Annotated in this window: 24 protein-coding genes; 14 read left to right on the top strand and 10 right to left on the bottom strand. The window is 70.1% G+C overall.

What is annotated here, in order from left to right:
• Positions 1-25: 25 nt before the first annotated feature.
• The 3 genes from KDK95_RS11070 to KDK95_RS11060 form a co-directional block, all read right to left on the bottom strand.
• Positions 26-610 carry a TetR/AcrR family transcriptional regulator gene (locus KDK95_RS11070; RefSeq protein WP_249160897.1) on the bottom strand — a complete coding sequence of 195 codons (585 nt, stop codon included), beginning with the start codon at positions 608-610 and terminating at the stop codon, positions 26-28.
• A 37-nt stretch (positions 611-647) separates the two neighbouring features.
• Positions 648-1,472 carry an alpha/beta fold hydrolase gene (locus tag KDK95_RS11065; protein ID WP_212517990.1) on the bottom strand — a complete coding sequence of 275 codons (825 nt, stop codon included), beginning with the start codon at positions 1,470-1,472 and terminating at the stop codon, positions 648-650.
• A gap of 96 nt (positions 1,473-1,568) precedes the next feature.
• Positions 1,569-2,498, bottom strand: coding sequence for an NADP-dependent oxidoreductase (locus KDK95_RS11060; RefSeq protein WP_212518001.1), 930 nt, complete (start codon positions 2,496-2,498; stop codon positions 1,569-1,571).
• A gap of 107 nt (positions 2,499-2,605) precedes the next feature.
• Between KDK95_RS11060 and KDK95_RS11055 the strand changes: the two genes are divergently transcribed.
• Positions 2,606-3,103, top strand: coding sequence for a MarR family winged helix-turn-helix transcriptional regulator (locus KDK95_RS11055; RefSeq protein ID WP_212517989.1), 498 nt, complete (start codon positions 2,606-2,608; stop codon positions 3,101-3,103).
• Positions 3,104-3,116: 13 nt separating this feature from the next.
• On the opposite strand, the gene KDK95_RS11050 is transcribed toward KDK95_RS11055, so the two are convergent.
• Genes KDK95_RS11050 through KDK95_RS11040 form a run of 3 tightly spaced genes read right to left on the bottom strand, consistent with a single transcriptional unit; the run spans position 3,117 to position 5,292 of the window.
• On the bottom strand, positions 3,117-3,539 hold the full coding sequence (locus KDK95_RS11050; protein ID WP_249160892.1) for a hypothetical protein: 423 nt from the start codon (positions 3,537-3,539) through the stop codon (positions 3,117-3,119).
• A gap of 13 nt (positions 3,540-3,552) precedes the next feature.
• Complete coding sequence (locus tag KDK95_RS11045) at positions 3,553-4,344, bottom strand: heavy metal-binding domain-containing protein (protein WP_443612918.1); 792 nt, start codon at positions 4,342-4,344, stop codon at positions 3,553-3,555.
• Positions 4,345-4,401: 57 nt separating this feature from the next.
• On the bottom strand, positions 4,402-5,292 hold the full coding sequence (locus tag KDK95_RS11040) for a heavy metal-binding domain-containing protein (protein ID WP_212517986.1): 891 nt from the start codon (positions 5,290-5,292) through the stop codon (positions 4,402-4,404).
• 98 nt (positions 5,293-5,390) lie between these two features.
• Between KDK95_RS11040 and glgX the strand changes: the two genes are divergently transcribed.
• From glgX to KDK95_RS11010, 6 genes are all read left to right on the top strand, one after another.
• The gene (gene glgX, locus KDK95_RS11035) at positions 5,391-7,523 is read left to right on the top strand and encodes a glycogen debranching protein GlgX (RefSeq protein WP_212517985.1); all 2,133 of its coding nucleotides are present in this window, start codon (positions 5,391-5,393) and stop codon (positions 7,521-7,523) included.
• 432 nt (positions 7,524-7,955) lie between these two features.
• The gene (locus tag KDK95_RS11030) at positions 7,956-8,966 is read left to right on the top strand and encodes an ABC transporter permease (protein ID WP_212517984.1); all 1,011 of its coding nucleotides are present in this window, start codon (positions 7,956-7,958) and stop codon (positions 8,964-8,966) included.
• Between the two features lie 142 nt (positions 8,967-9,108).
• Positions 9,109-10,902: an ABC transporter substrate-binding protein gene (locus KDK95_RS11025; protein ID WP_212517983.1), complete on the top strand. Its 1,794-nt coding sequence runs from the start codon at positions 9,109-9,111 to the stop codon at positions 10,900-10,902.
• A 107-nt stretch (positions 10,903-11,009) separates the two neighbouring features.
• The gene (locus KDK95_RS11020; RefSeq protein WP_212517982.1) at positions 11,010-12,020 is read left to right on the top strand and encodes an ABC transporter permease; all 1,011 of its coding nucleotides are present in this window, start codon (positions 11,010-11,012) and stop codon (positions 12,018-12,020) included.
• Positions 12,021-12,094: 74 nt separating this feature from the next.
• Positions 12,095-13,192, top strand: coding sequence for an ABC transporter ATP-binding protein (locus KDK95_RS11015; protein ID WP_212517981.1), 1,098 nt, complete (start codon positions 12,095-12,097; stop codon positions 13,190-13,192).
• A 74-nt stretch (positions 13,193-13,266) separates the two neighbouring features.
• Entirely contained in the window at positions 13,267-14,253 is a 987-nt protein-coding gene (locus KDK95_RS11010; protein ID WP_212518000.1) for an ABC transporter ATP-binding protein, read from the top strand.
• 12 nt (positions 14,254-14,265) lie between these two features.
• On the opposite strand, the gene KDK95_RS11005 is transcribed toward KDK95_RS11010, so the two are convergent.
• Entirely contained in the window at positions 14,266-14,502 is a 237-nt protein-coding gene (locus tag KDK95_RS11005; RefSeq protein WP_212517980.1) for a hypothetical protein, read from the bottom strand.
• A gap of 81 nt (positions 14,503-14,583) precedes the next feature.
• The gene (locus KDK95_RS11000) at positions 14,584-15,807 is read right to left on the bottom strand and encodes a hypothetical protein (RefSeq protein ID WP_212517979.1); all 1,224 of its coding nucleotides are present in this window, start codon (positions 15,805-15,807) and stop codon (positions 14,584-14,586) included.
• A 255-nt stretch (positions 15,808-16,062) separates the two neighbouring features.
• Here KDK95_RS11000 and KDK95_RS10995 point away from each other — a divergent pair, with 255 nt between their 5' ends.
• The 4 genes from KDK95_RS10995 (at position 16,063) to mnmA (ending at position 20,460) form a co-directional block, all read left to right on the top strand.
• Positions 16,063-16,842 carry an electron transfer flavoprotein subunit beta/FixA family protein gene (locus tag KDK95_RS10995; protein ID WP_212517978.1) on the top strand — a complete coding sequence of 260 codons (780 nt, stop codon included), beginning with the start codon at positions 16,063-16,065 and terminating at the stop codon, positions 16,840-16,842.
• 30 nt (positions 16,843-16,872) lie between these two features.
• Entirely contained in the window at positions 16,873-17,832 is a 960-nt protein-coding gene (locus KDK95_RS10990; protein WP_212517977.1) for an electron transfer flavoprotein subunit alpha/FixB family protein, read from the top strand.
• Positions 17,833-17,979: 147 nt separating this feature from the next.
• Positions 17,980-19,197 (top strand): cysteine desulfurase family protein, encoded by a 1,218-nt coding sequence (locus KDK95_RS10985; protein WP_212517976.1) that lies wholly within the window; start codon positions 17,980-17,982, stop codon positions 19,195-19,197.
• Between the two features lie 144 nt (positions 19,198-19,341).
• Complete coding sequence (gene mnmA / locus KDK95_RS10980) at positions 19,342-20,460, top strand: tRNA 2-thiouridine(34) synthase MnmA (RefSeq protein ID WP_212517975.1); 1,119 nt, start codon at positions 19,342-19,344, stop codon at positions 20,458-20,460.
• A 112-nt stretch (positions 20,461-20,572) separates the two neighbouring features.
• Here the strand turns inward: mnmA and KDK95_RS10975 are convergent, their stop codons facing one another.
• Entirely contained in the window at positions 20,573-20,962 is a 390-nt protein-coding gene (locus KDK95_RS10975) for a DUF4190 domain-containing protein (protein ID WP_212517974.1), read from the bottom strand.
• 26 nt (positions 20,963-20,988) lie between these two features.
• Positions 20,989-21,465: a hypothetical protein gene (locus KDK95_RS10970; protein ID WP_212517973.1), complete on the bottom strand. Its 477-nt coding sequence runs from the start codon at positions 21,463-21,465 to the stop codon at positions 20,989-20,991.
• Positions 21,466-21,672: 207 nt separating this feature from the next.
• Here KDK95_RS10970 and KDK95_RS10965 point away from each other — a divergent pair, with 207 nt between their 5' ends.
• From KDK95_RS10965 to KDK95_RS10955, 3 genes are all read left to right on the top strand, one after another.
• Positions 21,673-22,641, top strand: coding sequence for a uroporphyrinogen decarboxylase/cobalamine-independent methonine synthase family protein (locus KDK95_RS10965; protein WP_249160890.1), 969 nt, complete (start codon positions 21,673-21,675; stop codon positions 22,639-22,641).
• Positions 22,642-22,704: 63 nt separating this feature from the next.
• Positions 22,705-23,631 carry a polysaccharide deacetylase family protein gene (locus KDK95_RS10960; RefSeq protein WP_212517971.1) on the top strand — a complete coding sequence of 309 codons (927 nt, stop codon included), beginning with the start codon at positions 22,705-22,707 and terminating at the stop codon, positions 23,629-23,631.
• Between the two features lie 78 nt (positions 23,632-23,709).
• The gene (locus tag KDK95_RS10955; RefSeq protein WP_212517970.1) at positions 23,710-24,015 is read left to right on the top strand and encodes a hypothetical protein; all 306 of its coding nucleotides are present in this window, start codon (positions 23,710-23,712) and stop codon (positions 24,013-24,015) included.
• Positions 24,016-24,068 lie beyond the last annotated feature (53 nt).

The following is a 24,068-nucleotide window of genomic DNA, read 5'->3' as shown; positions in this document are numbered from 1 at the left end:
ACGGTGCCGGGCTCCGGCGCTTATCTCAGCCGGCCAGTCTCGCGCGGGTGAGGGCGGTGGCCGTGCTGACGAGGCTGGCGATGGCGGACTCGGGGTCCATGCCATGGAGGTCGGTGAGGCTGAAGTAGGCCTCCGCGCTGACGACCACGGCGAGGTCGCGCTTGAGCTGGGCGAGGTCGGCGGAGGCGTCGCCGCCGCCCGAGGCGGCGGCGGGCTCCAGGGCGTGGTCGATGAGGCCGAAGCGCAGGCCGGGGCGGGCGGCGGACTCGGCCGGGCGGACGACGGTGGCGGCGATCATGGCGCGGACCACGCCCTGGCGGGCCTGGACGTGGCGGAGCAGGAACTCGGTCGCGGCGGCTACGCGCTCGACGGGGTCGGCGGAGTCGGCGACCGGGGCCAGCGCCTCCTCCGGGGTCGGGAGCTGGCCGGTGATCGCCTCGCCGAGCAGGCTCGCGAGGTCGGGGAAGTAGCGGTACGCCGTCGCCTCCGAGACCAGGGCCGCCTTGGCCACCTCCGGCATCGTCACCTCGCGGCCGGTGCGGCTCAGCTCGGCCGCCGCCCGCACGATCGCGGTGCGGGTGCGCAGCTTCTGGTTGACCCGGCCGGCCATCGGTGCCTCCTCGTCCTCGCCTCGTCCGGCCTGCATCCTATGCCGCCCGGTCCCGCGCGCCGGGCCGCACGACGGTGTCGACGAACTCGGCGATGGCGCCGAGGGTCGCGGCCGGCTCCTCGATCTGCGGGAAGTGGCCGGCGTTCGGGATCGGCGCGAAGCGCCCCGCGGGGAACGCCTTCGCGTAGCCGCGGCCGTAGCCGAGCGGCGCGATGCCGTCCTGCTCGCCCCAGATCACGAGCACGGGCAGCGTGACGCGGTGCAGCCGGGCGCGCAGCTTCGTGTCGAAGACGAAGTGCTCGCCGCCGTACGCCGCCAGCGCCTGCTGGTTGGCGAGGGTGGCCGCGCGCTGCTCCTCGGTGAACGTGGAGAAGTCGGGGCGGAACTCCTCCTTGGCGAAGGAGAGCTTGCCGATGTCGGCCGGGTTGATCGTGCGCACGTCGACGATCCGGTTCTCCTGCCTGACCGCGTGGATGCCGCAGGCGTTCATCAGCACCACGGCGCCGACCCGGCCGTGGTTGTCGCGCAGGGCCATCTCCGCGGCGATCCAGCCGCCGACGGAGTTGCCGATCACCATGACGCTCTTCAGGTCCAGCGCGTCGAGCAGGTCGAGGTAGGCCGTGGCCAGGTCGGCGACGGAGTCGAATCCGTCCGGTCGCGGCGTCCCGTCGAAGCCCGGATGGGTCGGGGTGATGACGTACGCATGCTCCGACAGCGCCGCCGAGAAGCCGGTGATCGTGCGCGGGCCGGAGCCGGCGTGCAGCACGAGGACTGCCGTGTCCCCGGTGTTCTCGCCGGATTCCTGGATCGTCAGCGGGAGTCCGTGGGGCAGTTCTATCGTACGAATGTTCGAGGAGGTCATGGGAGATTCCTTTTCAGCGAGCTTATGAGAGCTGACTCGCATGAGGATAGTACGGTTCCTTCTCGTCATGCAAGTCAACTCTCATAAGTGGCGGGCTCACGGCGTGAGCAGCACCTTTCCGCGGATGCCGCCGCTCGCGTCGAGGTCGTGCACGGCCGCGGCCTGCGCCAGCGGGTACCGAGCGCTGATCTCGATGCCGAGTTCTCCGGCGTCGACGAGCTTCCCGAGCTCGGCGAGCTGGTCGGCGTCTGCGCGCATCTGCATGTCCACGCCGCGCACGCCGCGGTCCGGGTCGCCCGCGGCGGGGGCGGCGGTACTGACGATCACGCCGCCGTCGCGGATCAGCCCGGTGAGCGCGGCGATGTCGGCCTCCGAGGCGGCGACCAGGTTGAGCACGGCGTCGACCGGCTCGGCGACCGCATCGGCCGGGCTCGTCACGGTGTAGTCGATGACCTGGTCGGCGCCCTGCGCGCGGACCGTGTCGGCGCTGCGCGCGCTGGCCGTCGCGATGACGTGGGCGCCCGCCCGCTTGGCCAGCTGCACGGCGAATCCGCCGACGCCGCCGCCCGCCCCGTTGATCAGAACCCGTTGCCCCGCCTGGAGGCCGGCGTGCTCGAACAGCGCCTGCCACGCCGTCAGGCCGACCGCCGGAACCGCCGCGGCGTCCGCCAGTGGGATACTCGCGGGCGCCGCGGCGAGCGCGTCCTGCGGCACCGTGACGAACTCGGCCGCCGCGCCGTCCCCGAGCATCGGCACGAAGCCGAACACCCGGTCGCCGACCTGCCAGCGGGTCGCGCCCTCGCCGAGCGCGGCGACGCGTCCGGCCACGTCGAGGCCCGGGACGTGCGGCAGCGCGATCGGGAAGATCCCGCTCAGGTAGCCCGCGCGGATCTTGGCGTCGAGCGGGTTGAACGAGGTCGCCGCGACCTCGACGAGCACTTCGCCCGCGGCCGGCCCGGGCTTCGCGGCCTCCTCGTAGCGCAGCACCTCGGAATCGCCGTACGCGTGGAAACGGATCGCCTTCATGGTGGACATGGGGAGCCTCCAGCTCACTCTAGCTACACCTGCTTCGAATTCGAAGCACAAGACGACGCTACACCTGCTTCGAATTCGTAGCAAGTACAATGGTCGGCATGCCCGAACCCGCGCCCCTGGACCCCGAGCAGCTCGCCGCCTACTTCGCCGTGATGGAGGTGGGCAGCCTGCTCCAGCACGCCGTCGAGCAGCAGCTCCGCGACGAGGGCGGGCTGAGCTACATCCAGTTCCAGATCCTGGCCGTGGTGGGGGAGAGCGCCGAGGGCCGGCAGCGGATGACGGACGTGGCGGACCGGCTCGTCCACAGCCGCAGCGGACTGACGTACCAGGTGGCGCAGCTCGCCGAGCGGGGCCTGGTGGCCAAGGAGTCGTCGCCGGAGGACGAGCGCAGCGTCATCGTCGCGCTCACGCCGCAGGGCCGCGAGCTGCTGGAGCGGGTGATGGCCGGCCACGTCGAGGTGGTGCGGGGGCTGTTCTTCACGCCCTTGAACGACGAGGACGTCACCGCGCTCGGTGACGTCCTCGGCCGGGTCCGCGATCACATGCGCACGGTTCCGCCTCGATCGGCGGCGCCGCGTCGCAGGCGCGGAAACTAGGTCTTACCAGGTCTTAAGCGCCCAGGTACCGCTGCAGCGCCTCGCGTGCGCGGGCGCTGGATGCGGCGGTGTCGGCGATGCCCTGGGCGAGGGCGGCGATCCACTCGTCGATGCCGACCTGCCGGCGGGAGAGCACCACCCCGCGCACCTCCTTGCAGATCTCGCCGACCGGGCGGCCGCGGTCCATCCGCAGTCCGAGGCGCACGTCGCCCAGCGCCACGTCCAGGCCGGTGACCGTGCCCTCGCGGCCGGCCATCCGGTCCGACATGCTGCGCTTGCGCTCGACCTGGACCGCGCCCTGCGGCAGCGACTCGACCAGGTTCACGGACAGCACCTTGGCGTACACGTCGAGGTCGGCGCTGTCCTGGCGCAGCGCGGCGGCCAGGAGCTCGACATCCATGCTGCTGGAGCCCGCCGGCTCCATCTCTCCACCCATGTCGACCATGTTCTCAGTTGTCGAGCGACAGCACCATGGTGGGCCGGTCGATCACGTGGTCGGCGCGCAGCGGGCGCACCGCGGTGCCGATCGCGAAGAACTCGGTGGTGTGGCCGCCCCAGGTGTGCGAGTGCTGCTTCAGCTGCACGCCGACGATGCCCTCGGCGTGCAGCGCCTCGGCCTCCGCCTGCATCCGGCTCATCGCCAGCTCGCGGGCGTCGTAGAGCGCCTGGGTGTACTGCGGGATCTCGACGTTGCGGCCCATGTTGCCGAGCACCTGGCCGAAGCGCTGGTGCGCGATGTGGTAGACGCACGAGCCCATGACCAGGTCGAGCGGCGCGTAGCCGGCTCGGATCAGCGTCCAGAAGTCCTGGCCGCTCAGGTCCGAGGTGAAGGGCTTGCCCTTGTTGTTGCGCCAGCCGTGCGCGTGGTCGCCGTGGTCGACGCCCTCCTCGGCCTTCACCGCCGTGCCGACGGCGATGAACTCGGCGATGTCCGCGCCGAACTCCTTGAACTCCACGTCCAGCCGCACGCCCACGATGCCGTCGGCGCCGAGCGCGCTCGCCTCGGCCTCCATCCGGCTCATCGCCAGCTCGCGGGCGTGGTACATCGCCTGCGAGAGGACGTCCATCTCCTGGTTCTTCGACCAGCGGCCGAGCTGGATGCCCACGTGGTAGATGCTCGAGCCGAGCACCAGCCCGAGCGGCCGGAAGCCGGCCTCGCGCACCAGCAGGAACTCGTTGACCGTCAGGTCGGAGGTGAAGATCCCGCCCTTGCCCGGCTGCAGGTGCGCGAGCCGGCGCATCGCGTCCTCCGGCACGCCCTCGTCGTGCAGGGCCTTCGCGGTGGTCTCGTCGCTCATCTACAAATCCGTCTTCTGGTAGTCGAGACGCATGATGGTGAGTGCCTTGGGCGCCGGGTCGCGCCGCGAGCGCTCGAATCGGGCCACGGAGGTGCCGAGCAGGAAGGCCTCGGCGATGTGGTCGCGCCCGCCCTGGTAGGCCGGGCACTCGCGCTCCCCGATGCGCAGGTCGATCTCGTCCACGACGACCCCGTCGCCGCCGTGCTGGCGCGCGTCCTTCATCAGCTGGTTGCGCGCGTCGTGCCGGGCGTTGTTGATCAGCTGCGTGTAGCCGGGCACCTCCTGGTTCCCGGCCCAGCGGCTGAGCGCCGCGCGGGTGCGGTAGTCGTCGTGCCGGGAGGCGATGGAGATGCCGAGGACCAGGCCGGTCGGCACGTAGCCCGCGTGCACCAGCTTGGCGAACTCCTGCCCGGTCACGTGCGAGGTGAACGGCCGCTTCGGGCGGACGCCGCCGCGCGCCCGCACGGCCGTGCCGAGCGCGGTGAACTCGAGACCGCCGGTGACGAAGCGGCGCACCTTGAGGGAGGCGCCGACGATCCCGTCCCCGCCGAGGGCCGTGCACTCGGCCACCGCCCGGGACAGGGCCGTCTGCCGGGCGGTGTACATGGCCTGGACCAGGGCGCTGAACGGGGCCCACGCGCGGGAGGAGACGTCGGTCGACATGTTCTGGCCGAGGTAGCCGCTCCAGGCGCCGGAGCAACCGTAACCACCCTGATAGCCGATCTGGTAGACGGCGGTGCCCAGAACCTGGCCGACCGGGTCGAAGCCCACGCCCTTGATCGCGTTGAACTCCTGCGTGCTGAGCGCCGAGCCCCAGGTCGACGAGCCCTGGATCTCGTGCATCCGGGCGCGCGCCGCCTCGGGTAGCCCACCCTCCCAGGTCTGCGCCATGCTGCCTCCGGGTCGCTTCAGCAGGAACTGCGGTTATCTCCCGCTGCCCAGGGTATTGCATGGGGCGTCTCAGGCGAACGTAGGGAGTGTGCATTTTCATGGCTCGAACCGGGTCGCGAGCCTGGCCCGGGTCCTGGCGTCCGCTGGGTCTCAGCTTCGACGGCCAGGGGGTGAACGCGGCCGTGTGGGCGGCCGGGGCGACCGGCGTGGACCTGTGCCTTTTCGATGAGGACGGCGCCGAGCACCGGGTGCCGCTCAGCGAGTCGACCTTCCACGTCTGGCACGGCTACCTGCCCGGCGTCGAACCGGGCATGCGCTACGGCTTCCGGGTGTACGGGCCCTGGGAACCCGAGCAGGGCCACCGCTGGAACCCGGAGAAGCTGCTGCTCGATCCGTACGCCCGCGCACTGACGGGCGAGTTCGAGCTCGATGACGCCGTCTACGGCCACAACCCCGGCGACTCGGCGCCGTTCGTGCCCAAGGGCGTGATCGTCGACGAGCGCGACACCGCCGACACGGGACCGCGGCCGGCCACGTCGTGGTCGGAGACGGTCATCTACGAGGCGCACGTGCGCGGTCTGACGATGCGTCACCCCGGCGTGCCGGAGGACCTGCGCGGCACCTACGCGGGGCTGGCGCATCCGGCCATAATCGACCATTTCGTCAACCTCGGCATCACAGCGGTCGAACTGCTGCCGGTACACCACTTCGTCTCCGAGCCGCACCTGCTCGAGCGCGGGCTCGTGAACTACTGGGGTTACAACTCCATCGGCTACTTCGCCCCGCACGCCGGCTACAGCGCGGCGGTACGCCGGGGGCGGCGCGGCGGACAGGTGCGCGAGTTCCAGGAGATGGTCGGCGCGCTGCACAAGGCAGGCATCGAGGTCATCCTCGACGTCGTCTACAACCACACCGCCGAGGGCGGCGAGAACGGGCCGATGCTCTCCTTCCGGGGCATCGACAACGACTGCTATTACCGGCTCGGCGAGGATCCCTCGACGTACCAGGACTACACCGGCTGCGGCAACACCCTGAACGTCACCCAGCCGCACGTGATCCAGCTGATCACCGACTCGCTGCGCTACTGGGCCACCCGGATGGGCGTGGACGGCTTCCGCTTCGACCTCGCCTCGGCGCTCGCCCGCTCGATGCACGACGTGGACAAGCTCGGCTCCTTCCTCACCGTCATCTCCCAGGATCCGGTGCTGCAGGACGTGAAGCTGATCGCCGAGCCCTGGGACGTCGGCCAGGGCGGCTACCAGGTCGGCGAGTTCCCCCCGCTGTGGACGGAGTGGAACGACAAGTTCCGCGACACCGCGCGCGACTTCTGGCGCGGCGCCAGGACCGACGTGCGCGACCTGGCCTACCGGCTCTCCGGCTCCTCCGACCTCTACCAGGACGACGGCCGGCGCCCCTACGCCTCGATCAACTTCATCACCGCGCACGACGGCTTCACCATGCGCGATCTGGTGACCTACGAGCAGAAGCACAACGAGGCGCACGGCGAGGACAACCGCGACGGCAGCAACGACAACCGGTCCTGCAACTACGGAGCCGAGGGGGAGAGCGAGGACGAGCAGTTGAACCTGGTGCGCCGCCGGCAGATCCGCAACCTGCTCGGCATGATGCTGCTGGCCACCGGTGTGCCGATGCTGACCTCGGGCGACGAGATGGGCCGCACCCAGGGCGGCGACAACAACGCGTACTGCCTGGACAACGAGACCAGCTGGGTCGACTGGTCGCTGCTGAAGCATCCCGAGTGGCGCAGCCTGCTCGATCTGACCCGGCGCCTGATCCACCTGCGCAGGCAGCATCCCGTGCTGCGGCAGCGCGTGTTCTTCAGCGGCCAGCCCGCGTTCCCCGGGGGCCTGCAGGACATCGCCTGGTTTCGGCCGGACGGCAAGGAGATGACCGACGCGGACTGGTTCGCCCCGGCCCGCGTGCTCGGTGTGTACCTGTCCGGCCAGGACATCCGCGGCCGCGGCCCGCACGGCGAGCGGATCACCGACGACAGCTTCCTGCTCGTGCTGCACGCCGGGGCAGAGGAGCTGGAGTTCACCCTCCCGGGTGACCCCTGGGCGCGCTGGTACCAGGTGGTCATCGACACCACGCTCGACGCGGACCCCGGAGCGAAGGACGATGACGTGCTCGGCGCCGGCGCCCCGATCGTGCTGGCCCCGCGCTCGCTGCTGCTGCTCCGGGCCGACCACGAGCTGTGGAACGCGACGTAATCAGCTCAATGCTGTGAGTATCCGGCCTGTTCGCGCTAGGCGTGGCGAGCAGGCCCTTTTCACGGACGGTAGCCTCTCCGTCGCCCTGTCGAGGTAGATGCCCGCAACAGAGCGGTCATCGAACACCGTTACGGTGGGCTCGGCGCTACCCCCGTCTTGCCATTCGGACGCATGCGTTAGGCTGGCTCGGTCTTCTGCTGAGTGAGCCAGGTGCGTTGCGCCCGGAATGCGCGTTTCGGTCGTAGCCCATGAGGATTTGATCCATTACTCCCCGTATAGACCGGAAACTGATGAGAAACGGCTTGATGGCCGAGTGATCACGGTTGTACAACGGAGTCTGTTTGGGTCTTCCGCCCGCGCTTAATCCTGGGGAAGTCTGCTACCTCAGAGCACAGAGCTCAGCGCACCACCTAGATTGACAGGACCCATGCGATGACGATGACCTGGGAGCCGGGCGGGTCCACTGGGACCGAGCCCATAGCCGACACCCCCACGGGGGCGCCGACGGCGGCGGTCGAGGGCCGCTCTCTCGGCCGGATCGCCTGGAACCGCCTCAGGAAGGACAAGCTCGCGATCGTCGGTGGGATCATCGTCATCCTGCTGATCCTCATCGCGATCTTCGCGCCGCTGCTGACCTCGATCGAGGGAGCGAGCGAGAACGGGATCAACACGAACCTGATCGATCCCAACCTGCAGATCCCGATCGGCGGCATGGGCGGCATCAGCTCGCAGCACTGGCTCGGCATCGATCTCCCCGAGGGCCGTGACCTCTTCAGCCGGATCGCCTACGGCGCGCGCGTCTCGCTCGGCATCGCCTTCCTGTCCACGCTGCTCGCACTCGTGATCGGTGTGGTCCTCGGCATGGTGGCCGGCTACTTCGGCGGCTGGATCGACTCGGTCATCAGCCGCACCATGGACGTGATGCTCGCCTTCCCGGTGCTGCTGTTCGCCATCTCGCTCAGCGACGTGCTCTCCGGTACCAACGCCTTCGGCCTCAACGGCAACTCGCTGCACTTCGTGCTGCTGGTCTTCGTCATCGGATTCTTCTCCTGGCCGTACATCGGCCGTATCATCCGCGGCCAGGTGATCGGCCTCAAGGAGCGCGAGTTCATCGACGCCGCGCGCAGCCTCGGCGCCAAGCCCTCGCGGATCCTGTTCAAGGAGATCCTGCCGAACCTGGTGGCGCCCATCCTGATCTACGCGACCTTGCTGATCCCCACGAACATCCTGTTCGAGGCCGCGCTGTCCTTCCTCGGGGTCGGTATGAAGGACCCGACGCCCTCCTGGGGGCAAATGATCGACCAGGCCGTCAACAACGGCCTGTTCCAGGTGGACCCTGAGTTCCTCATCGTCCCCGGAGTCGCGATCTTCCTCACCGTGCTGGCGTTCAACCTCCTCGGTGACGGATTGCGGGATGCCCTCGACCCGAAGGCCTCCCGTTGACGGTCGGCCCGCCCGCACGACGTCGGGCGGGCCACAGTCCAGCCGGTGCTCCGCCGGCGGCACCATCACCCCCGGACCGCAACACGCGCGGCGCCGATCGTGTCAAGGCACTACAACTGCTAAGGATAGGTCAGTAAACCTCATGCGTAAGAAGCGAGTAGTCGCGCTCACGGCCGCGGCCTCCGCCGTCGCGCTCACCGCCGCCGCCTGTGGGAGTCATTCGGGCGGTTCGGCCTCAGGCGGCTCGAGTGGATACAACGCCGCGCTCACGAGCATCGTGAACCAGTCCAGCGCGGTCGGCGGCACCCTCAAGCTGGAGGACTCCTCCGGCTTCGACAGCCTCGACGGCGGCATCACGTACGAGGCGGCCAGCTGGGACCTGTACCGCCTGTTCGACCGGACCATGATGACCTTCAAGCAGGAGCCCGGCAAGACCGGCCTCCAGCTGCAGGGCGACCTGGTCACGAGCTTCAAGGCCAGTAACAACAACAAGACCTGGACCTACACGATCGTCCCGAACGCCAAGTTCTCCGACGGCGACACGATCACCACGAAGGACGTCGCCTACGCGATCGAGCGCTCGAACTTCGACGCGTCCGGCGCCATCCACGGCGGGCCGTCGTACTTCGCGAGCCTGATCCAGAACACCAACAGCTACAAGGGCCCGTACAAGGACCCGAGCGGCCAGGTCTCCGGCATCTCGACGCCGAACGCGACGACGATCACGTTCAACCTGACGAAGCCCTTCGCGGACTTCAACTACCTGATGACCCTGCTGCAGACCGCTCCGGTCGAGTCGTCGCACGACCCGGGCGCGCAGTACTCGACCGACGTCGCGAAGGACTCCTTCTCCGGTCAGTACATGGTCTCCTCGTACACGCCGAACTCGCAGCTGACGCTCGTGCCGAACACCGCGTTCGACTCCTCTTCGGACCCGAACGGCGTGCACAAGCGCTACGCGAGCAAGGTCACCGTCGCGCTGGACGTGAACACCACGACCGTCGACCAGAACCTGCTCAACGGCAGCTCCAACCTCGACGTGCGCGGCATCGGCGTCGGCACCGGAACGCAGTCGATCGTGCTGGCCAACCCGACGGACAAGGCCAATGCGGACGTCGACGTCGACGGCTTCGAGACCTTCATGTCGGTGAACACCCAGGTCGCGCCGCTGGACAACGTCTACTGCCGACAGGCCATCGAGTACGCGGTCAACAAGGCGCAGGTGCAGGACGTGTCCGGTGGTTCGATCGCCGGTGGCGCCGTCGCCAACACGGTCCTGCCGACCACGAACACCGGCTACGCCGCCTCCACCCAGTACGCCACCGGTGGCAACGAGGGTGACATCGGCAAGGCCACCTCGCTGTTCGACCAGTGCAAGACGGCCGAGGGTGCCTCCTTCAACCCGTCCTTCACCCTGGCCACGTACAAGACCTCGGACAACCCGAAGATGATCGCGGCCGCCGACGTCATCCAGCAGAACCTGGACAAGGTCGGCTTCAAGGTCTCGATCGCGCAGTACAGCTACGGTGACGGCTCGTTCTGGAACTCCTACGCGGGTCTGCCCAGCTACGCCGACTCGAACCGGATCGGCCTCTCGCTCTGGGCCTGGGGCGCGGACTTCCCGACCGGTTACGGATACATGGACGAGATCCTGACCAGTGACGGCATCAACAAGGCCGGCGGCTCGTACAACCTGTCGTACTGGAACGACAGCAAGTTCGACTCGCTGGTGAACAACGCGCTCGCCGCCTCGACCCCGGCGCAGACCCAGTCGTACTACGCCCAGGCCGACGCCTACGCGATGTCCCAGGCCGTGATCGTGCCGCTGCTCTACCAGTCGACGCTCCTGTACCGCCCGTCGTCGACGACGAACGTGACGGTGAGTGAGGCGTACGGCATGTACGACTACTCGATCATCGGCACGTCCAACAAGTAAGTCCCGACCGCTCCGCTACCCTTCACGAAGGTAGGTGAAGGCGGAAAGACTCCGGTCGGTCCCGGTCCACCAGATCAGGACCGGCCGGAGTCGGCGCCGCAACACCAATGCTCACTTTCATCGCTCGGCGCCTAGTGGCCGCCATCGGCCTGCTGATCGTGGTCAGCTTCATCACATTTGTCATCTTCTTCGTCGTGCCGCAGTGGGCCGGCCAGACGCCCGAGCAGATGGCGCGCGCCTACGTGGGTCGGGGTACCACGCCAGCGGAGCTGCAGATCGTCGAGACCAGGCTCGGCTTCAACCAGGCGTTCCTCCCGCACTACTTCGACTATCTGAAGGCGATGTTCGTCGGGACGACGTACTTCGACGGCACGACGTACCTGCACTGCAGCGCCCCCTGCTTCGGCTACTCCTTCCGTACCTACCAGGAGGTGTGGCCGACCGTTCTGAGCGTCTTCCCGGTCACCCTGTCCATCGCACTCGGCGCCGGCGTACTGTGGCTGATCTTCGGTGTGGCCTCCGGCGTGGTGTCCGCGGTTTTCAAGGGCTCGGTCTGGGACCGCGCCTCGATGTTCATCTCGCTGCTCGGCGTCTCGCTGCCGGTGTACTTCATCGCCCCGCTCGCTATGCTCGTCCTCTGTTACAACTGGAGCCTGCTCCCGTCGCCGACATACGTCGGATTCACCACGAATCCGGCGTCCTGGGCGGAGAACATGATCCTGCCGTGGACCTGTCTCGCCTTCGGATACGCCGCGCTCTATACCCGGCTGACCCGAGCGGGCATGCTCGACGCGATGAGCGAGGACTTCACACGTACCGCGCGAGCCAAGGGCCTGCCGGAACACCGCGTCATCGGCAAGCACGCGCTGCGCGCCGCGGTGACCCCGATCGTCACCATCTTCGGGATGGACTTCGGCGCGCTGCTCGGCGGCGCGGTCCTGGCCGAGCAGGCCTTCTCGATGCACGGCGTCGGCGCGCTGGCCATCAACTCCATCGCCAGCCAGGACTTCCCGATGATCATGGGTGTCACGCTGTTCGCCGCCCTCTTCGTCATCCTGGCGAACCTGGTGGTCGACGTCGCGTACGCCGCCCTCGATCCTCGGGTGAGGCTGGCGTGACCGGGCGGCACGTCGGCGGCGCCGCCGCGAACGAACGACGCACCGAACGGTCCACCATCGCGGGAGCCCATTCCATGAGTAGAGAAACCGAAGTCCACACCCTCTCCGTGCCGCCGGGCGGCACGTCAGACCGGGCGTTCCTCGATGTGCGCGACCTGCGGGTCCACTTCGGCACCGAGGACGGCCTGGTGAAGTCGGTGGACGGGCTCTCCTTCCAGCTCGAACGCGGGCGCACGCTCGGTATCGTCGGCGAGTCGGGCTCCGGCAAGTCCGTCACCTCGATGTCGCTGCTCGGGCTGCATCCGCGGGCCGACCGCAAGGGCAAGGGCGGCGCGATTCTGAGCGGCGAGATCTGGCTGGACGGCCAGGAGCTCGTCTCCGCCACGCCCGAGCAGCTGCGGGCGCTGCGCGGCCAGAAGATGGCGATGATCTTCCAGGATCCGCTCTCCGCCATGCACCCGTACTACTCGGTCGGCGCGCAGATCGCCGAGGCGTACCGGGTGCACAACGAGGTCTCGAAGGCGCAGGCCCGCAAGCGCGCTATCGAGCTGCTCGACCGGGTGGGCATTCCGCAGCCGGACTCGCGGGTGGACGACTACCCGCACCAGTTCTCCGGTGGTATGAGGCAGCGCGCGATGATCGCGATGGCGCTGGTGTGCAACCCGGAGCTGCTGATCGCCGACGAGCCGACCACGGCGCTCGATGTGACCGTGCAGGCGCAGATCCTCGACCTGATGCGTGATCTGCAGAAGGAGTTCAACTCCGCGCTGATCATCATCACCCACGACCTCGGCGTGGTCGCCGAGCTCGCGGACGACATCATGGTGATGTACGGCGGCAAGGCGGTCGAATACGGACCGGCCAAGTCCGTGTTCACCGAGCCGGAGCACCCTTACGCCTGGGGCCTGCTCGGCTCGATGCCGCGACTCGACCGGCCGGTCCAGGACCGGCTGCTGCCGATCCCGGGCAACCCGCCCTCGCTGATCAACCTGCCCTCCGGCTGCGCCTTCAACCCGCGCTGCGCATACAAGGAGGCGTGCGGTACGGCGTGCACCACCGTCGTGCCCGAGCTGGAGCCGACCGACGGGGCGGCAAAGCACCTGGTGCGCTGCCATCTGCCGGTCGAGACCCGCCGGACGACGTTCACCGAAGAGATCAGGAACCACCTGTGAGCATCGAAGACTACCGATCCGAGGCGATTTCCACGACGTCGGTCGGCACTGCCGCGAGCGGGACTGAACCCTTGATGTCCGTCTCCGGCCTGCAGATGCACTTCCCAGTGCGGCGTGGCGTGCTGCACCGGACCGTGGGTACCGTCAAGGCGGTCGACGGCGTGGACCTGACGGTCCATCCGGGCGAGACCCTCGGCCTGGTCGGCGAGTCCGGCTGCGGCAAGTCGACCACCGGGCGGATGCTGACCCGGCTCGGCGAGCCCACCGGCGGCTCGATCGTCTTCGAAGGCCGGGACATCACCCACATGAGCCAGGGCCAGCTGCGTCCGCTGCGCCGGGACATCCAGATGGTGTTCCAGGACCCGCAGTCCTCGCTGAACCCGCGGCACACCATCGGCACCATCGTGGGCGCGCCGTTCGCGATCCAGGGCGTCGAGCCGCCCGGCGGCCGGAAGAAGGCCGTGCAGGACCTGCTCTCGCTGGTGGGCCTCTCGCCGGAGCACTACAACCGGTACCCGCACGAGTTCTCCGGCGGCCAGCGCCAGCGCATCGGCATCGCCCGCGCGCTCGCGCTCAAGCCGAAGCTGCTGGTCGCGGACGAGCCGGTCTCGGCGCTCGACGTCTCGATCCAGGCGCAGGTCGTGAACCTGTTCGAGGACATCCAGGCCGAGCTCGGCCTGGCGTACGTCTTCATCGCGCACGACCTGTCCGTCGTCCGGCACATCTCCGACCGGGTCGCGGTCATGTACCTCGGCAAGATCATGGAGATCGCCCCGCGCGACGACCTGTACGGCACGCCCCGGCACCCGTACACCCAGGCGCTGCTGTCCGCGGTCCCGCTCCCGGACCCGGACCGCAAGGGCGAGGAGGCCAGCCGCGAGCGGATCCTGCTGCAGGGCGACGTGCCCTCGCCGCTGAACCCGCCGTCCGGCTGCCGCTTCCGCACCCGCTGCTGGAAGGCGCAGGACATCTGCGCCGCGCAGGAGCCGCCGCTGATGCAGATCGGCGGCGTGCGCCCGACCGGCGTCGAGCACAAGGTGGCGTGCCACTTCCCGGACTAGTTCCGGATCAGATCAGCGCCGCTCCGAAACGGCGACAGGGCCCTGCTTCGAAGGAAGCAGGGCCCTGTTCCGTTCCGCGCGGGCCAGGCCCGCCTCGCGGTCGAGCCGCTTGAGGGCGCGGCAGATCGGCTCGGTCGGGCACTCGCCCGGGACGCACGGCACGCGGGTGCCTGCCGCGCTCAGTCCGGGGAAGGCCCCGCAGTACTCCGGGTCGGGCGCGGGATCGGGCGCGGCCGGGCTCGTCGTCATGCCGAGCACATTACGTGATGTAACGCGTGCGCCGGGTGAACAGTGCTCCCGGCGTGCCGTCGAGCGCGGCCGCCCGGCCTGTCAGGTGGTGCCCGACATGCACTCCTCCTGCGTCGACGTGCTGCTCGGCCCCGCGGAGGCGGTGAGCTGGTCGCCGGTCGCGTACGGGTTCATCGTGGCGGTCGAGTTCGGCGTGCTGCCGCCGCCGTCGAAGACCGGGTTGATGTAGCCGTTATACGTGTAGCACTCGTCGTTCCCCTCGGAGACGGCGTAGTTGTAGACCCACGCCTTGCCGGCGACGGCGTTGTAGTAGTTCGGGTCGACGACCTCGATCTTGAACGTGCGGTGCACGGTCGAGCGGGTGTCCTCGTCCGTCGCGCCGGAAACCGGTCCGACGGCGTACGCGAAGACGTAATCCGCCGTCAGGATCACGGTGTGGTAGTGCGTTCCCGCCGTCGCCGACATCGAGCCGTCCACCTTGACCGTGTGGCCGAGCAGCCGGGTCGTCGCCGGGTTGAACCGCGTGACCAGCATCAGCGGGTCGTGGGCGTAGCTCGGATGGGCGATGTAGGACTCCAGATCGGACTTCGCCCCGCTTCCCGGGTCGGTGAGGTTCGTGAAGTCGCTGACCGAGCCGCCGTTCAGGACGGTCGCGTCGAGGTTGCCCGCCTCCATGAGCTTCTCGAGCTCCTGGTAGCCGTCGGTGATCTCGCTGCGGCTGACGCCGTTGAGCGAGGAGATCTTGGGGATGACGAATCCGGCCTCGTTGTCCGCCCAGCTCAGCGCCGGGCTGCCGACGAAGTACTGGTCGTCCGGGTTGGTGAAGGTCGGGCTGGCCGAGGTGGCCGGCGCGGCGGCGTTCACCGAAGCCGTGGCCGGAGCCGTCGTCCACGGCTCCGCGGTGCCGGCGGGGCTCGCGTTCAACTGGGCGGGGGAGTGGTGGCGCGGCCAGAACCCGTAGGCGATGATCCCGACGAGCAGCAGCCCGACGAGGGCCTTCGCCGAGCCGCGGGCCCGGTCGCGCGTGGTCTTCTTCGGCTTGGCCCAGGCGTCGTACTCCGGTGCCGGATAGGGCGTCAGCCGCGGCCCGTCCGAGCGCCACGGCTGCGGCTCGGGGGGATTCTCCGCCCACTTCGCGCGCAGCTCGCGGGTGCGGGCGGACTCCTCCTTGGCCGCCGGCCCCTCGACCCGCGAGCCGTCGACCTCGGCGGCGAGCCGGGCGAACTTCTCGTCGACGGTCAATCCCGCGTCCGGCGGCTGCGCGCCCTCGGACCCCTCCCCGGACGGGTTAACGCTCTCATTCATTTGTGGATCAGGACTCGATTCTCTTCACGCGCGGGAGGCGTGCCCTCCCCCGAGGTGACATGGCCTCAGTACGCTACGCCCGGTGCGGCACGGGTACCCCGGCGGCATGATAACCATCTGATAACAGGCAGTGGTGATTCAGGTTCGACAGGCGTTCCCGATGTGGCGTAGCTCACGTTACTGAACGGTAGTTCTGTCGGCGATTCCCATTACGATGTCGGAAGAAGAGTTCGTCCCCCACGGAGGCTTTCGCGCATGAAAATCGTCGTCCTGGTGAAGCAGGTGCCGGACACCGCCGCGGACAAGCGGCTGGACCCGGACACCCTGGCCGTGGACCGCGGTGCGGTCGACGGGCTGATCAACGAGATGGACGAGTTCGCGGTCGAAGAGGCGCTGCAGCTCGTCGAGAAGCACGGCGGCGAGGTCACGGTCGTCTCCATGGGCCCGGACGACGCCACCGACGCGTACAAGAAGGCGCTGCAGATGGGCGCCGACAAGGCCGTCTTCCTGTCCGACCCGGCGCTGGCCGGCTCGGACGCGCTGGCCACCTCCGAGGCGCTCGCGAAGGTGCTCGGCACCCTCGAGTACGACCTGGTCATCCTCGGCTCCGAGGCCTCCGACGCGCGCACCTCGCTGGTCCCGGCGCTGCTCGCCGAGCGGCTCGGCCTGCCGCAGCTGACCTTCGCCTCCAAGGTCGAGGTGGACGGCTCCGCCATCCGCGTCAACCGGCTCACCGACTACGGCCACGACGTGGTCGAGGCCGCGCTGCCCGCCGTCGTCTCCGTGGTCGAGAAGATCAACGAGCCGCGCTACCCCTCCTTCAAGGGCATCATGGCGGCGAAGAAGAAGCCGGTGGAGGCGCTCGACCTGGCCGGCCTCGGCCTGGACGCCGGGAGCGTCGGCTGGGCCGGCTCCCGCTCCAAGGTGCTCGACGCGACCGTGGCCCCGCCGCGCGCGAAGGGGACCATCGTCACCGACGAGGGCAACGGCGGCTCCGAGCTGGTCGGGTTCCTCGCGTCCAAGAAGTTCGTCTGAAGCGGCCGGTCCGGGAAGGTTTTGATTCACATGTCTGAAATTCTCGTCCTGGTCGAGCACACCGACGGCGACGTAAAGAAGGTCACCCTCGAGCTGCTGACCAAGGCCCGCGAGCTCGGCACGCCGAGCGCGGTGTTCGTCGGCGCCGGCTTCGAGAAGGCCAAGGACAAGCTCGGCGAGTACGGCGCCGCGAAGGTGTACGTCGCCGACGCCGCCGAGCTGACCGGCTACGTCGTCGCCCCCAAGGCCGAGCTGCTGGCCAAGCTGGTCGCCGACGCGTCGCCCGCCGCCGTGCTGGTGGCCGCGACCGCCGAGGGCAAGGAGATCGCCGGCCGGCTGGCGATCAAGACCGGCTCCGGCATCCTGACCGACGCGGTGGACCTGAAGCTCGACGGCGGCACGTTCGTGGCCGAGCAGTCCATCTTCGGCGGCTCCTCGATCGTGCACTCCGCGGTCACCGTCGGCACCCCGATCGTGGCCATGCGGCCCAACGCCACCGCGCCGGTCCCCGAGGCCGCCGCCGCCGAGCGCGTCGACGCCGCCGTGGAGCTGACCGAGTCGGCGAAGCTGGCCAGGATCGTCGAGAAGGTGGCCGTGCCCAAGGGCGACCGCCCCGAGCTGACCGAGGCCGCGATCGTGGTCTCCGGCGGCCGCGGCGTCGGCTCCGCGGAGAAGTTCTCGGTGATCGAGGCGCTCGCCGACCAGCTCGGCGCGGCCGTCGGCGCCTCGCGCGCCGCGGTGGACTCCGGCTGGTACCCGCACCAGTCGCAGGTCGGCCAGACCGGCAAGACCGTCTCCCCGCAGCTCTACGTCGCCGCCGGCATCTCCGGCGCGATCCAGCACCGCGCGGGCATGCAGACCTCGAAGACGATCGTCGCCATCAACAAGGACCCGGAGGCGCCGATCTTCGAGCTCGTCGACTACGGCGTCGTCGGCGACCTGTTCACCGTGGTCCCGCAGGCCACCGAGGAGATCGCCAAGCGCAAGTAGCGGCGTACGGTCCGCGGAGTTCCCGCGGAACGCCCGCATACGTCCCCCTCCCGCCCTAGCCTGGTGGGCAGGGGGACGTTCCGGTTTCCCGGCAAGTCTGGACGCCGGGCCAGGTCGGCACGGCGGCACACTAGAATCGACCATGCCATGACCTACCTCGATCACGCGGCGACCACGCCCCTGCACCCCGAAGCCATCGCCGCGATGAGCGCGCAGTTCGGCCTGGTGGGCAACGCGAACTCGCTGCACGGCCCCGGGCGCGCCGCCCGCCGCGTCGTCGAGGAGTCGCGCGAGGCCGTCGCCGCCGCCTTCGGCGCCCGGCCCAGCCACGTCGTGTTCACCGGCGGCGGCACCGAGGCGGACAATCTCGCGGTCAAGGGACTGTTCTGGGCCCGCCGCGAGCAGGACCCGCGCCGGGTGCGGATCGTGGCCGCGCGGATCGAGCACCACGCCGTGCTCGACACGCTCTTCTGGCTCGAGCAGCACGAGGGCGCCGAGCTGACCTGGCTGCCGGTGGAGCCGGACGGCTCGGTCCGGCCGGAGTCGCTTGAGGCTGCGCTCGCGCCGTCGCCCGAGACCGTGGCGCTGGTCACGGTCATGTGGGCGAACAACGAGGTGGGCACGGTCCTGCCGGTGCCCGAGCTGGCCGCGATCGCGCACCGGTACGACGTGCCGATGCACTCCGACGCGATCCAGGCGGCGGGCCACCTGCCGGTGGACTTCACCGCCAGCGGCCTGGACGCGATGACGATCACCGGCCACAAGCTCGGCGGCCCGATCGGCGTGGGCGCGCTGCTGCTCGGCCGCGAGGTCCGGCTCACCGCGCTGCAGCACGGCGGCGGCCAGGAGCGCGACGTGCGCTCCGGCACCCTGGACACCCCGGCCATCGCCGGCTTCGCCGCCGCGGCCACCGCCGCCAAGGCCGACCGGGCCGCCGAGTTCAAGCGGCTGAGCGCCCTGCGCGACCGCCTGATCGCGGGCGTCCTCGCCGCCGTCCCCGACGCCGTCCTCTCCGGCCCCCCGATCGACGGCGCCGGGCCGGGCGCCGCCCTGGGCGCCGCCGGCACCCCCGCGGTCCCCGACCGCCTGCCCGGCATCGCCCACTTCTGCTTCCCCGGCTGCGAGGGCGACTCCCTGCTGCTGCTGCTCGACGCCCGCGGCATCTCCTGCTCCACCGGCTCCGCCTGCTCCGCCGGCATCGCCCAGCCCAGCCACGTCCTGCTCGCGATGGGCGCCGGCGAGGACCTCGCGCGCGGCTCGCTGCGCTTCTCCCTGGGCCGCACCTCCACCGACGCCGATGTCGACGCCCTCCTCGAGGCCCTGCCCGCGGTGGTGACCCGGGCCCGCGCGGCCGGCCTGAGCTGAGGCGTCGCAGCGGGCGAAGGCGAGGCGCCGCAGACCCACGTCGGGCGGCTGACCACCGAGGTGCCGTTCCCGATCGACATCCCGCTCACCGTCCCCGCCCGCTAGTACGACAAACCGGTATCGCGGCTCGCGTACCCTGGAGGTATGCGAGTTCTAGCAGCGATGTCCGGGGGAGTCGACTCGGCGGTGGCGGCTGCCCGGGCCGTGGCGGCGGGGCATGAGGTGACGGGGGTGCACCTGGCGCTCTCGCGCAATCCGCAGTCGTTCCGGACCGGGGCGCGCGGGTGCTGCACGATCGAGGACTCGCGGGACGCGCGGCGGGCGGCGGACGTGATCGGGATCCCGTTCTACGTGTGGGACATGGCCGAGCGCTTCCACGCGGACGTGGTGGACGACTTCGTCGCCGAGTACGCGGCCGGGCGCACGCCGAATCCGTGCCTGCGGTGCAACGAGAAGATCAAGTTCGCGGCGGTGCTGGACAAGGCGCGGGCCCTCGGGTTCGACGCCGTGTGCACCGGGCACTACGCGCGGATCGTGGAGGGGCCGGACGGCGGGCGGGAGCTGCACCGGGCGGCGGATCCGGCCAAGGACCAGTCGTACGTGCTGGGGGTGCTGGACGCGGAGCAGCTGGCCAGCTCGCTCTTCCCGCTCGGCGACTCGCTCAAGACCGACGTGCGCGCGCAGGCCGAGCGGCTCGGGCTGGCCGTGGCCGACAAGCCCGACTCGCACGACGTGTGCTTCATCGCGGACGGGGACACCCGCCGCTTCCTGGCCGACCGGCTCGGCACCGCGCCCGGTCAGATCGTGGACAGCTCGGGCACCGTGGTCGGCGAGCACCAGGGCGCCTACGGGTACACGATCGGGCAGCGCAAGGGCCTGCGGATCGGCGATCCGGCGGGCGACGGACGGCCGCGCTACGTGCTGGACATCTCGCCGGTGACGAACACGGTGACCGTGGGCACGGCCGAGGAGCTGTCGGTGGACGCCCTGGAGGCCGGGCACGTGCGCTGGTGCGGACCGGTCGGCGGCGCGGCCTTCGCCTGCTCGGTCCAGCTGCGGGCGCACGGCTCCCCGGTTCCGGCCGAGGCGCGGTACGACGAATCCGCCGGAACGGTGAATCTCGCGTTCGCCGAGTCGGTGCGCGGCATCGCTCCCGGGCAGACCGCGGTGCTCTACGACGGCACCCGGGTCATCGGCTCGGCGACGATCACGGTCACCAGCAGGGCCGCCGCTGCGGCCGGGACGGTCAACACGGCCGCGTGAGCGGCCAGGCGGCAGACGCGAAGACGGGGCGGTCCCGAAAGGAACCGCCCCGTCCGTCGTCTCAGGGCGCGGCCGGATCGGATCCCGCGGCGGGGTCAGACCCCGGACCGGCTCAGATCCCGAAGTACGCGCGGGCGCCGAGCAGCGCGGCGCCGGTCGAGTACGGGTCGTTGTTGATCTGGTGCACCGCGGAGGCGAAGAAGACCACCACGGCGATGATCCAGAGCACCGAGATCGCGGTGAACACGATGCCGAGCACCAGGCCGGCCGTGGCCAGGCCCATGCCCTGCTCGCCGGTGCGCTTGATCTGCTTGCGGGCCACCGCGCCGAGCACGATCGCGGCCGGCGCGAAGATGAACGCGAACACCAGGGCGAGGATCGCCAGCGTGTTCGTGCCCGGCTGCACCGGCGGGTACGGGTAGCCGTACGGCGCGTACGGACCGGCCTGCGGCTGCGGGCCGGTCGGCGGTATGTCGTAAGAGCCCTGAGGCACCTCGGTCATGCGTGCATCCCCCTATTGCGGACAGATCAGACGTCGAAGCGCACGTATACGCCCCGGCACTCGCGGGTGGCCAGCTCGGAGAGCATAGCCAGCCCGCGCAGCAGACCCAAGTAGCGCTCGGCGTCCCAGTCCACGCCCCAGGAACGCGCCTCCCAGCGCTCGGCGAGCTCGCGCAGCCGGACGTCCGCGCTGCGGCCGAGCTGCCGGTAGAGCGCCGTGCGCACGGTCAGCACGACCTGCTCCTCAGTGCCCTGAGCCAGCGCGCCGGGCGCCACCGCGCCGCCGCCGATCTCCCGGGCCGGGGTCAGCAGCGCCTCGCGGACCGTCACCGGGTCGTGGCCGGTCGCCAGGGTGTCGAGCTCCAGCAGCTGCACCGGGTCCAGGTCGGCCGCGTCGACGTACGCCAGCCGCACGCCGGCCTCCCGCGCGTCCATCCCGCAGCCCCACGCGCCGGCGAGACGGGCCAGCTCCCCGGCGGTGGCGGTGAAGAACATGGTCTGCACGCGGATCTCCCCTCTCACTGGTCCCGCTCTCGGCATTCTGGCCGTCGAATGCCAGAGTTTTGCATAACCCGGGAGGATCCGCCGCGGTTTTCGCGCGAGATTCGCCTTTGCGGGTTAGGGCCATATTCTGCAGCCATGACTCAGGATCTTCGCGCGGGGGGTGGCGGGCCGTCCGCCTCCGGGATCGGATCGTTGCCGGGAAGTGACATGCCCGCCGCGATTCGGCTGGTGTTCGACGGGCTCGGCGGCGCTCCGGGCGTGCCGTACCTGCCGGAGCTGCCCGCGCGCGGGGTCGGCGCGGACCTGGCCGGGCGCGGGCTCGCGCTGCTGGTCGACCTGGTCGCGGAGGTCGCCCCCTCGGGCTGGCGGGTCGCCGACCGGCCGGGCCGCGATCACGCGCGCGCCCTGAGCCACCTGCGCCGCGACCTGGACCAGCTCGAGGAGCACACGCAGGGGTACGAGGGGCCGCTCAAGGTCCAGGCGGTCGGCCCGTGGACGCTCGCCGCGACCGTGGAGCTCAAGCACGGCGACAAGCTCCTCGCCGACCCGGGCGCCTGCCGCGAGCTCGCCGAGTCGCTGTCCGAGGGCGTCGCCGAGCACCTGGCCGAGCTGCGCCGCCGCGTGCCCGGCGCGAGACTCGTGCTCCAGCTGGACGAGCCGGCGCTGCCCGGCGTGCTGCGCGGGAGCGTCCCGACGGCCAGCGGCTTCGGCAAGCTGCGCGCGGTCGAGGAGCCGGTCGTGCGGGACACGCTGCGCCGGCTCGTCGAGACGATCGGCGAGAGCGCGCCGGAGCGGGTGCCGGTCGTCTTCCACTGCTGCGCGCCGGACGTGCCCTTCGCGACGTTCCGCGGCGCGGGGGCGGCGGCCGTCGCGCTGGATTGGTCGCTGCTGACGACCCGCCAGGACGAGACGGTCGCCGAGCTGGTCGAGGCGGGGGTGGGGCTCTACGCGGGGGTCGTTCCGTCGCTCGACCCGGCCGCGAAGGTACCGCTCAGGTACCAGGACGTGGTCGACTCGGTCCTCGCACTGCGCCGCGTCGGGCTCTCGGCGCGCCAGCTCGCCGAGGCCGTCACCGTGACCCCGGCCTGCGGCCTGGCCGGCGCGAGCCCGCAGTGGGCCGGGCGCGCGCAGCGGCTGTGCCTGGACGCCGCCCGGGCCCTCGCGGACGTCGATTAGACCGTCTGAATGACAGCTGAGGAATCCGGCAACCGAACCACCGGGTTCAGCATCTCTTCAGGCATGACCGACAATCAACCGGCCCGGTGGACCCGCCGCGGCTTCGGCCGGATTCTGGGCGGCGCGGCCGGTCTGGCGACCCTGGGGTCCTTCAGCTCGGCGTGCGGCGGATCGAGCGGCGGTTCCCCGGCGGCGGGGAACGTCGCGGCGAGCGGGAGCGCGGGCGCCGGCGCGGTGAACGCGGTCGCCGGCGCGAGCGCGTCGTCGAGCAGCGGCAGCGGCAGCGCCGGCGGCGGCGTGGACGCCGATCTGCTGATGCAGCGGTACGGCCTCAAGCCCTTCGCCGCCGCGCCCGCGGCCCCCGCGGCCAAGGCGATCACGCTGGATCCGCAGAACCCGACGGTCTTCTCCAAGGTGCCCACCGCGGAGAAGATCTGCTTCGTGACCATCGACGACGGGATCGACAAGGACCCGGCGTTCATCCAGATGGTCAAGGACTTCCAGATCCCGATCACGTGCTCGCTCGCCGACACGCTGATCAAGGACGACTACGCCTACTTCGAGAAGCTCTACGAGACCGGCTACGTCTCCTACCAGAACCACACCGTCAACCACCCGCTGTCCATGCCGAGCCTCGGCTACCAGGAGCAGCTGGACGAGATCGCCGGGCAGCAGACGAAGCTGCACAAGGAGTACGGCGTGACGCCGTACATCTTCCGGCCGCCGGGCGGCAACTACGACTCCGTCACCCGCGAGGCCTGCCGCGCCGCCGGGCTGAAGGGCATGATGCTGTGGAAGGAGGCCATGGAGATCCAGGACATGGAGTATCAGACCTCCGACCGCCACCTGCAGACCGGCGACATCATCCTGTGCCACTTCCGCGGGCCGGCTCAGCTCAAGGGCGAGACGATGGTGAAGATGATGACGCACCTCTACAGCCACATCCAGTCCCAGGGGTTCACCGTCGCGGACGTCACGCAGTATGTCTAGGCCGAGCGCCTATCGCCGCGAAGCTACCGAAAGGTAGAATCGCGGCATGTCCAGCCACGAAGCGGAACGGGGAGTCGGATGATGACCACCCGGCCCGACGTGAACAAGGTGACCTACACGGTCGAGGCGATGCAGACGCGCGACGAGCTGCCCGCCGAGCGCCAGGCCATGCTCGATCACGCCATGAAGGTGCTGGCGAAGGACCCCTTCCACAAGACGGCCACGGCGTCCATCGGCGCGAACGAGAACTACCGCAAGGCCTACGTCGCGCCCGGCCTGATGCTCGAGTACACGGTGGTGCGCGAGATCCTCGTCGTCGTGCTGCTGGAGATATTCGACGAGAGCCGCTACCTGCTCGATCTGGACCTGGACGAGGTCATCTAGGCCGGCCCGGCGGCGCCCTTCCGCCCGCGGCGGCGTCGCTGGTTTTGTCGGAG

Source organism: Actinospica acidithermotolerans (genome assembly GCF_018139625.1).
Classification (GTDB): Bacteria; Actinomycetota; Actinomycetes; order Streptomycetales; family Catenulisporaceae; genus Actinospica; species Actinospica acidithermotolerans.
The sequence above is the reverse complement of the archived record's forward strand: the minus strand, read 5'-3'. Positions and strand labels throughout refer to the sequence as shown.

Excerpts from the sequence above, each read along its gene's own strand:
- KDK95_RS10975 (WP_212517974.1), bottom strand. The coding sequence starts at position 20,962 with ATGACCGAGGTGCCTCAGGGCTCTTACGACATACCGCCGACCGGCCCG.
- KDK95_RS10990 (WP_212517977.1), top strand. The coding sequence starts at position 16,873 with ATGTCTGAAATTCTCGTCCTGGTCGAGCACACCGACGGCGACGTAAAG.
- KDK95_RS11025 (WP_212517983.1), top strand. The coding sequence starts at position 9,109 with ATGCGTAAGAAGCGAGTAGTCGCGCTCACGGCCGCGGCCTCCGCCGTC.
- KDK95_RS10960 (WP_212517971.1), top strand. The coding sequence starts at position 22,705 with ATGACCGACAATCAACCGGCCCGGTGGACCCGCCGCGGCTTCGGCCGG.
- KDK95_RS11055 (WP_212517989.1), top strand. The coding sequence starts at position 2,606 with ATGCCCGAACCCGCGCCCCTGGACCCCGAGCAGCTCGCCGCCTACTTC.
- KDK95_RS10965 (WP_249160890.1), top strand. The coding sequence starts at position 21,673 with ATGCCCGCCGCGATTCGGCTGGTGTTCGACGGGCTCGGCGGCGCTCCG.
- KDK95_RS11070 (WP_249160897.1), bottom strand. The coding sequence starts at position 610 with ATGGCCGGCCGGGTCAACCAGAAGCTGCGCACCCGCACCGCGATCGTG.
- KDK95_RS10985 (WP_212517976.1), top strand. The coding sequence starts at position 17,980 with ATGACCTACCTCGATCACGCGGCGACCACGCCCCTGCACCCCGAAGCC.
- KDK95_RS11000 (WP_212517979.1), bottom strand. The coding sequence starts at position 15,807 with ATGAATGAGAGCGTTAACCCGTCCGGGGAGGGGTCCGAGGGCGCGCAG.
- mnmA (WP_212517975.1), top strand. The coding sequence starts at position 19,342 with ATGCGAGTTCTAGCAGCGATGTCCGGGGGAGTCGACTCGGCGGTGGCG.
- KDK95_RS11010 (WP_212518000.1), top strand. The coding sequence starts at position 13,267 with ATGTCCGTCTCCGGCCTGCAGATGCACTTCCCAGTGCGGCGTGGCGTG.
- KDK95_RS11030 (WP_212517984.1), top strand. The coding sequence starts at position 7,956 with ATGACGATGACCTGGGAGCCGGGCGGGTCCACTGGGACCGAGCCCATA.
- KDK95_RS11060 (WP_212518001.1), bottom strand. The coding sequence starts at position 2,498 with ATGAAGGCGATCCGTTTCCACGCGTACGGCGATTCCGAGGTGCTGCGC.
- KDK95_RS11045 (WP_443612918.1), bottom strand. The coding sequence starts at position 4,344 with ATGCGCCGGCTCGCGCACCTGCAGCCGGGCAAGGGCGGGATCTTCACC.
- KDK95_RS11050 (WP_249160892.1), bottom strand. The coding sequence starts at position 3,539 with ATGGGTGGAGAGATGGAGCCGGCGGGCTCCAGCAGCATGGATGTCGAG.
- KDK95_RS11005 (WP_212517980.1), bottom strand. The coding sequence starts at position 14,502 with ATGACGACGAGCCCGGCCGCGCCCGATCCCGCGCCCGACCCGGAGTAC.
- KDK95_RS10955 (WP_212517970.1), top strand. The coding sequence starts at position 23,710 with ATGATGACCACCCGGCCCGACGTGAACAAGGTGACCTACACGGTCGAG.
- KDK95_RS11065 (WP_212517990.1), bottom strand. The coding sequence starts at position 1,472 with ATGACCTCCTCGAACATTCGTACGATAGAACTGCCCCACGGACTCCCG.
- KDK95_RS11015 (WP_212517981.1), top strand. The coding sequence starts at position 12,095 with ATGAGTAGAGAAACCGAAGTCCACACCCTCTCCGTGCCGCCGGGCGGC.
- KDK95_RS10995 (WP_212517978.1), top strand. The coding sequence starts at position 16,063 with ATGAAAATCGTCGTCCTGGTGAAGCAGGTGCCGGACACCGCCGCGGAC.
- KDK95_RS11040 (WP_212517986.1), bottom strand. The coding sequence starts at position 5,292 with ATGGCGCAGACCTGGGAGGGTGGGCTACCCGAGGCGGCGCGCGCCCGG.
- glgX (WP_212517985.1), top strand. The coding sequence starts at position 5,391 with ATGGCTCGAACCGGGTCGCGAGCCTGGCCCGGGTCCTGGCGTCCGCTG.
- KDK95_RS11020 (WP_212517982.1), top strand. The coding sequence starts at position 11,010 with ATGCTCACTTTCATCGCTCGGCGCCTAGTGGCCGCCATCGGCCTGCTG.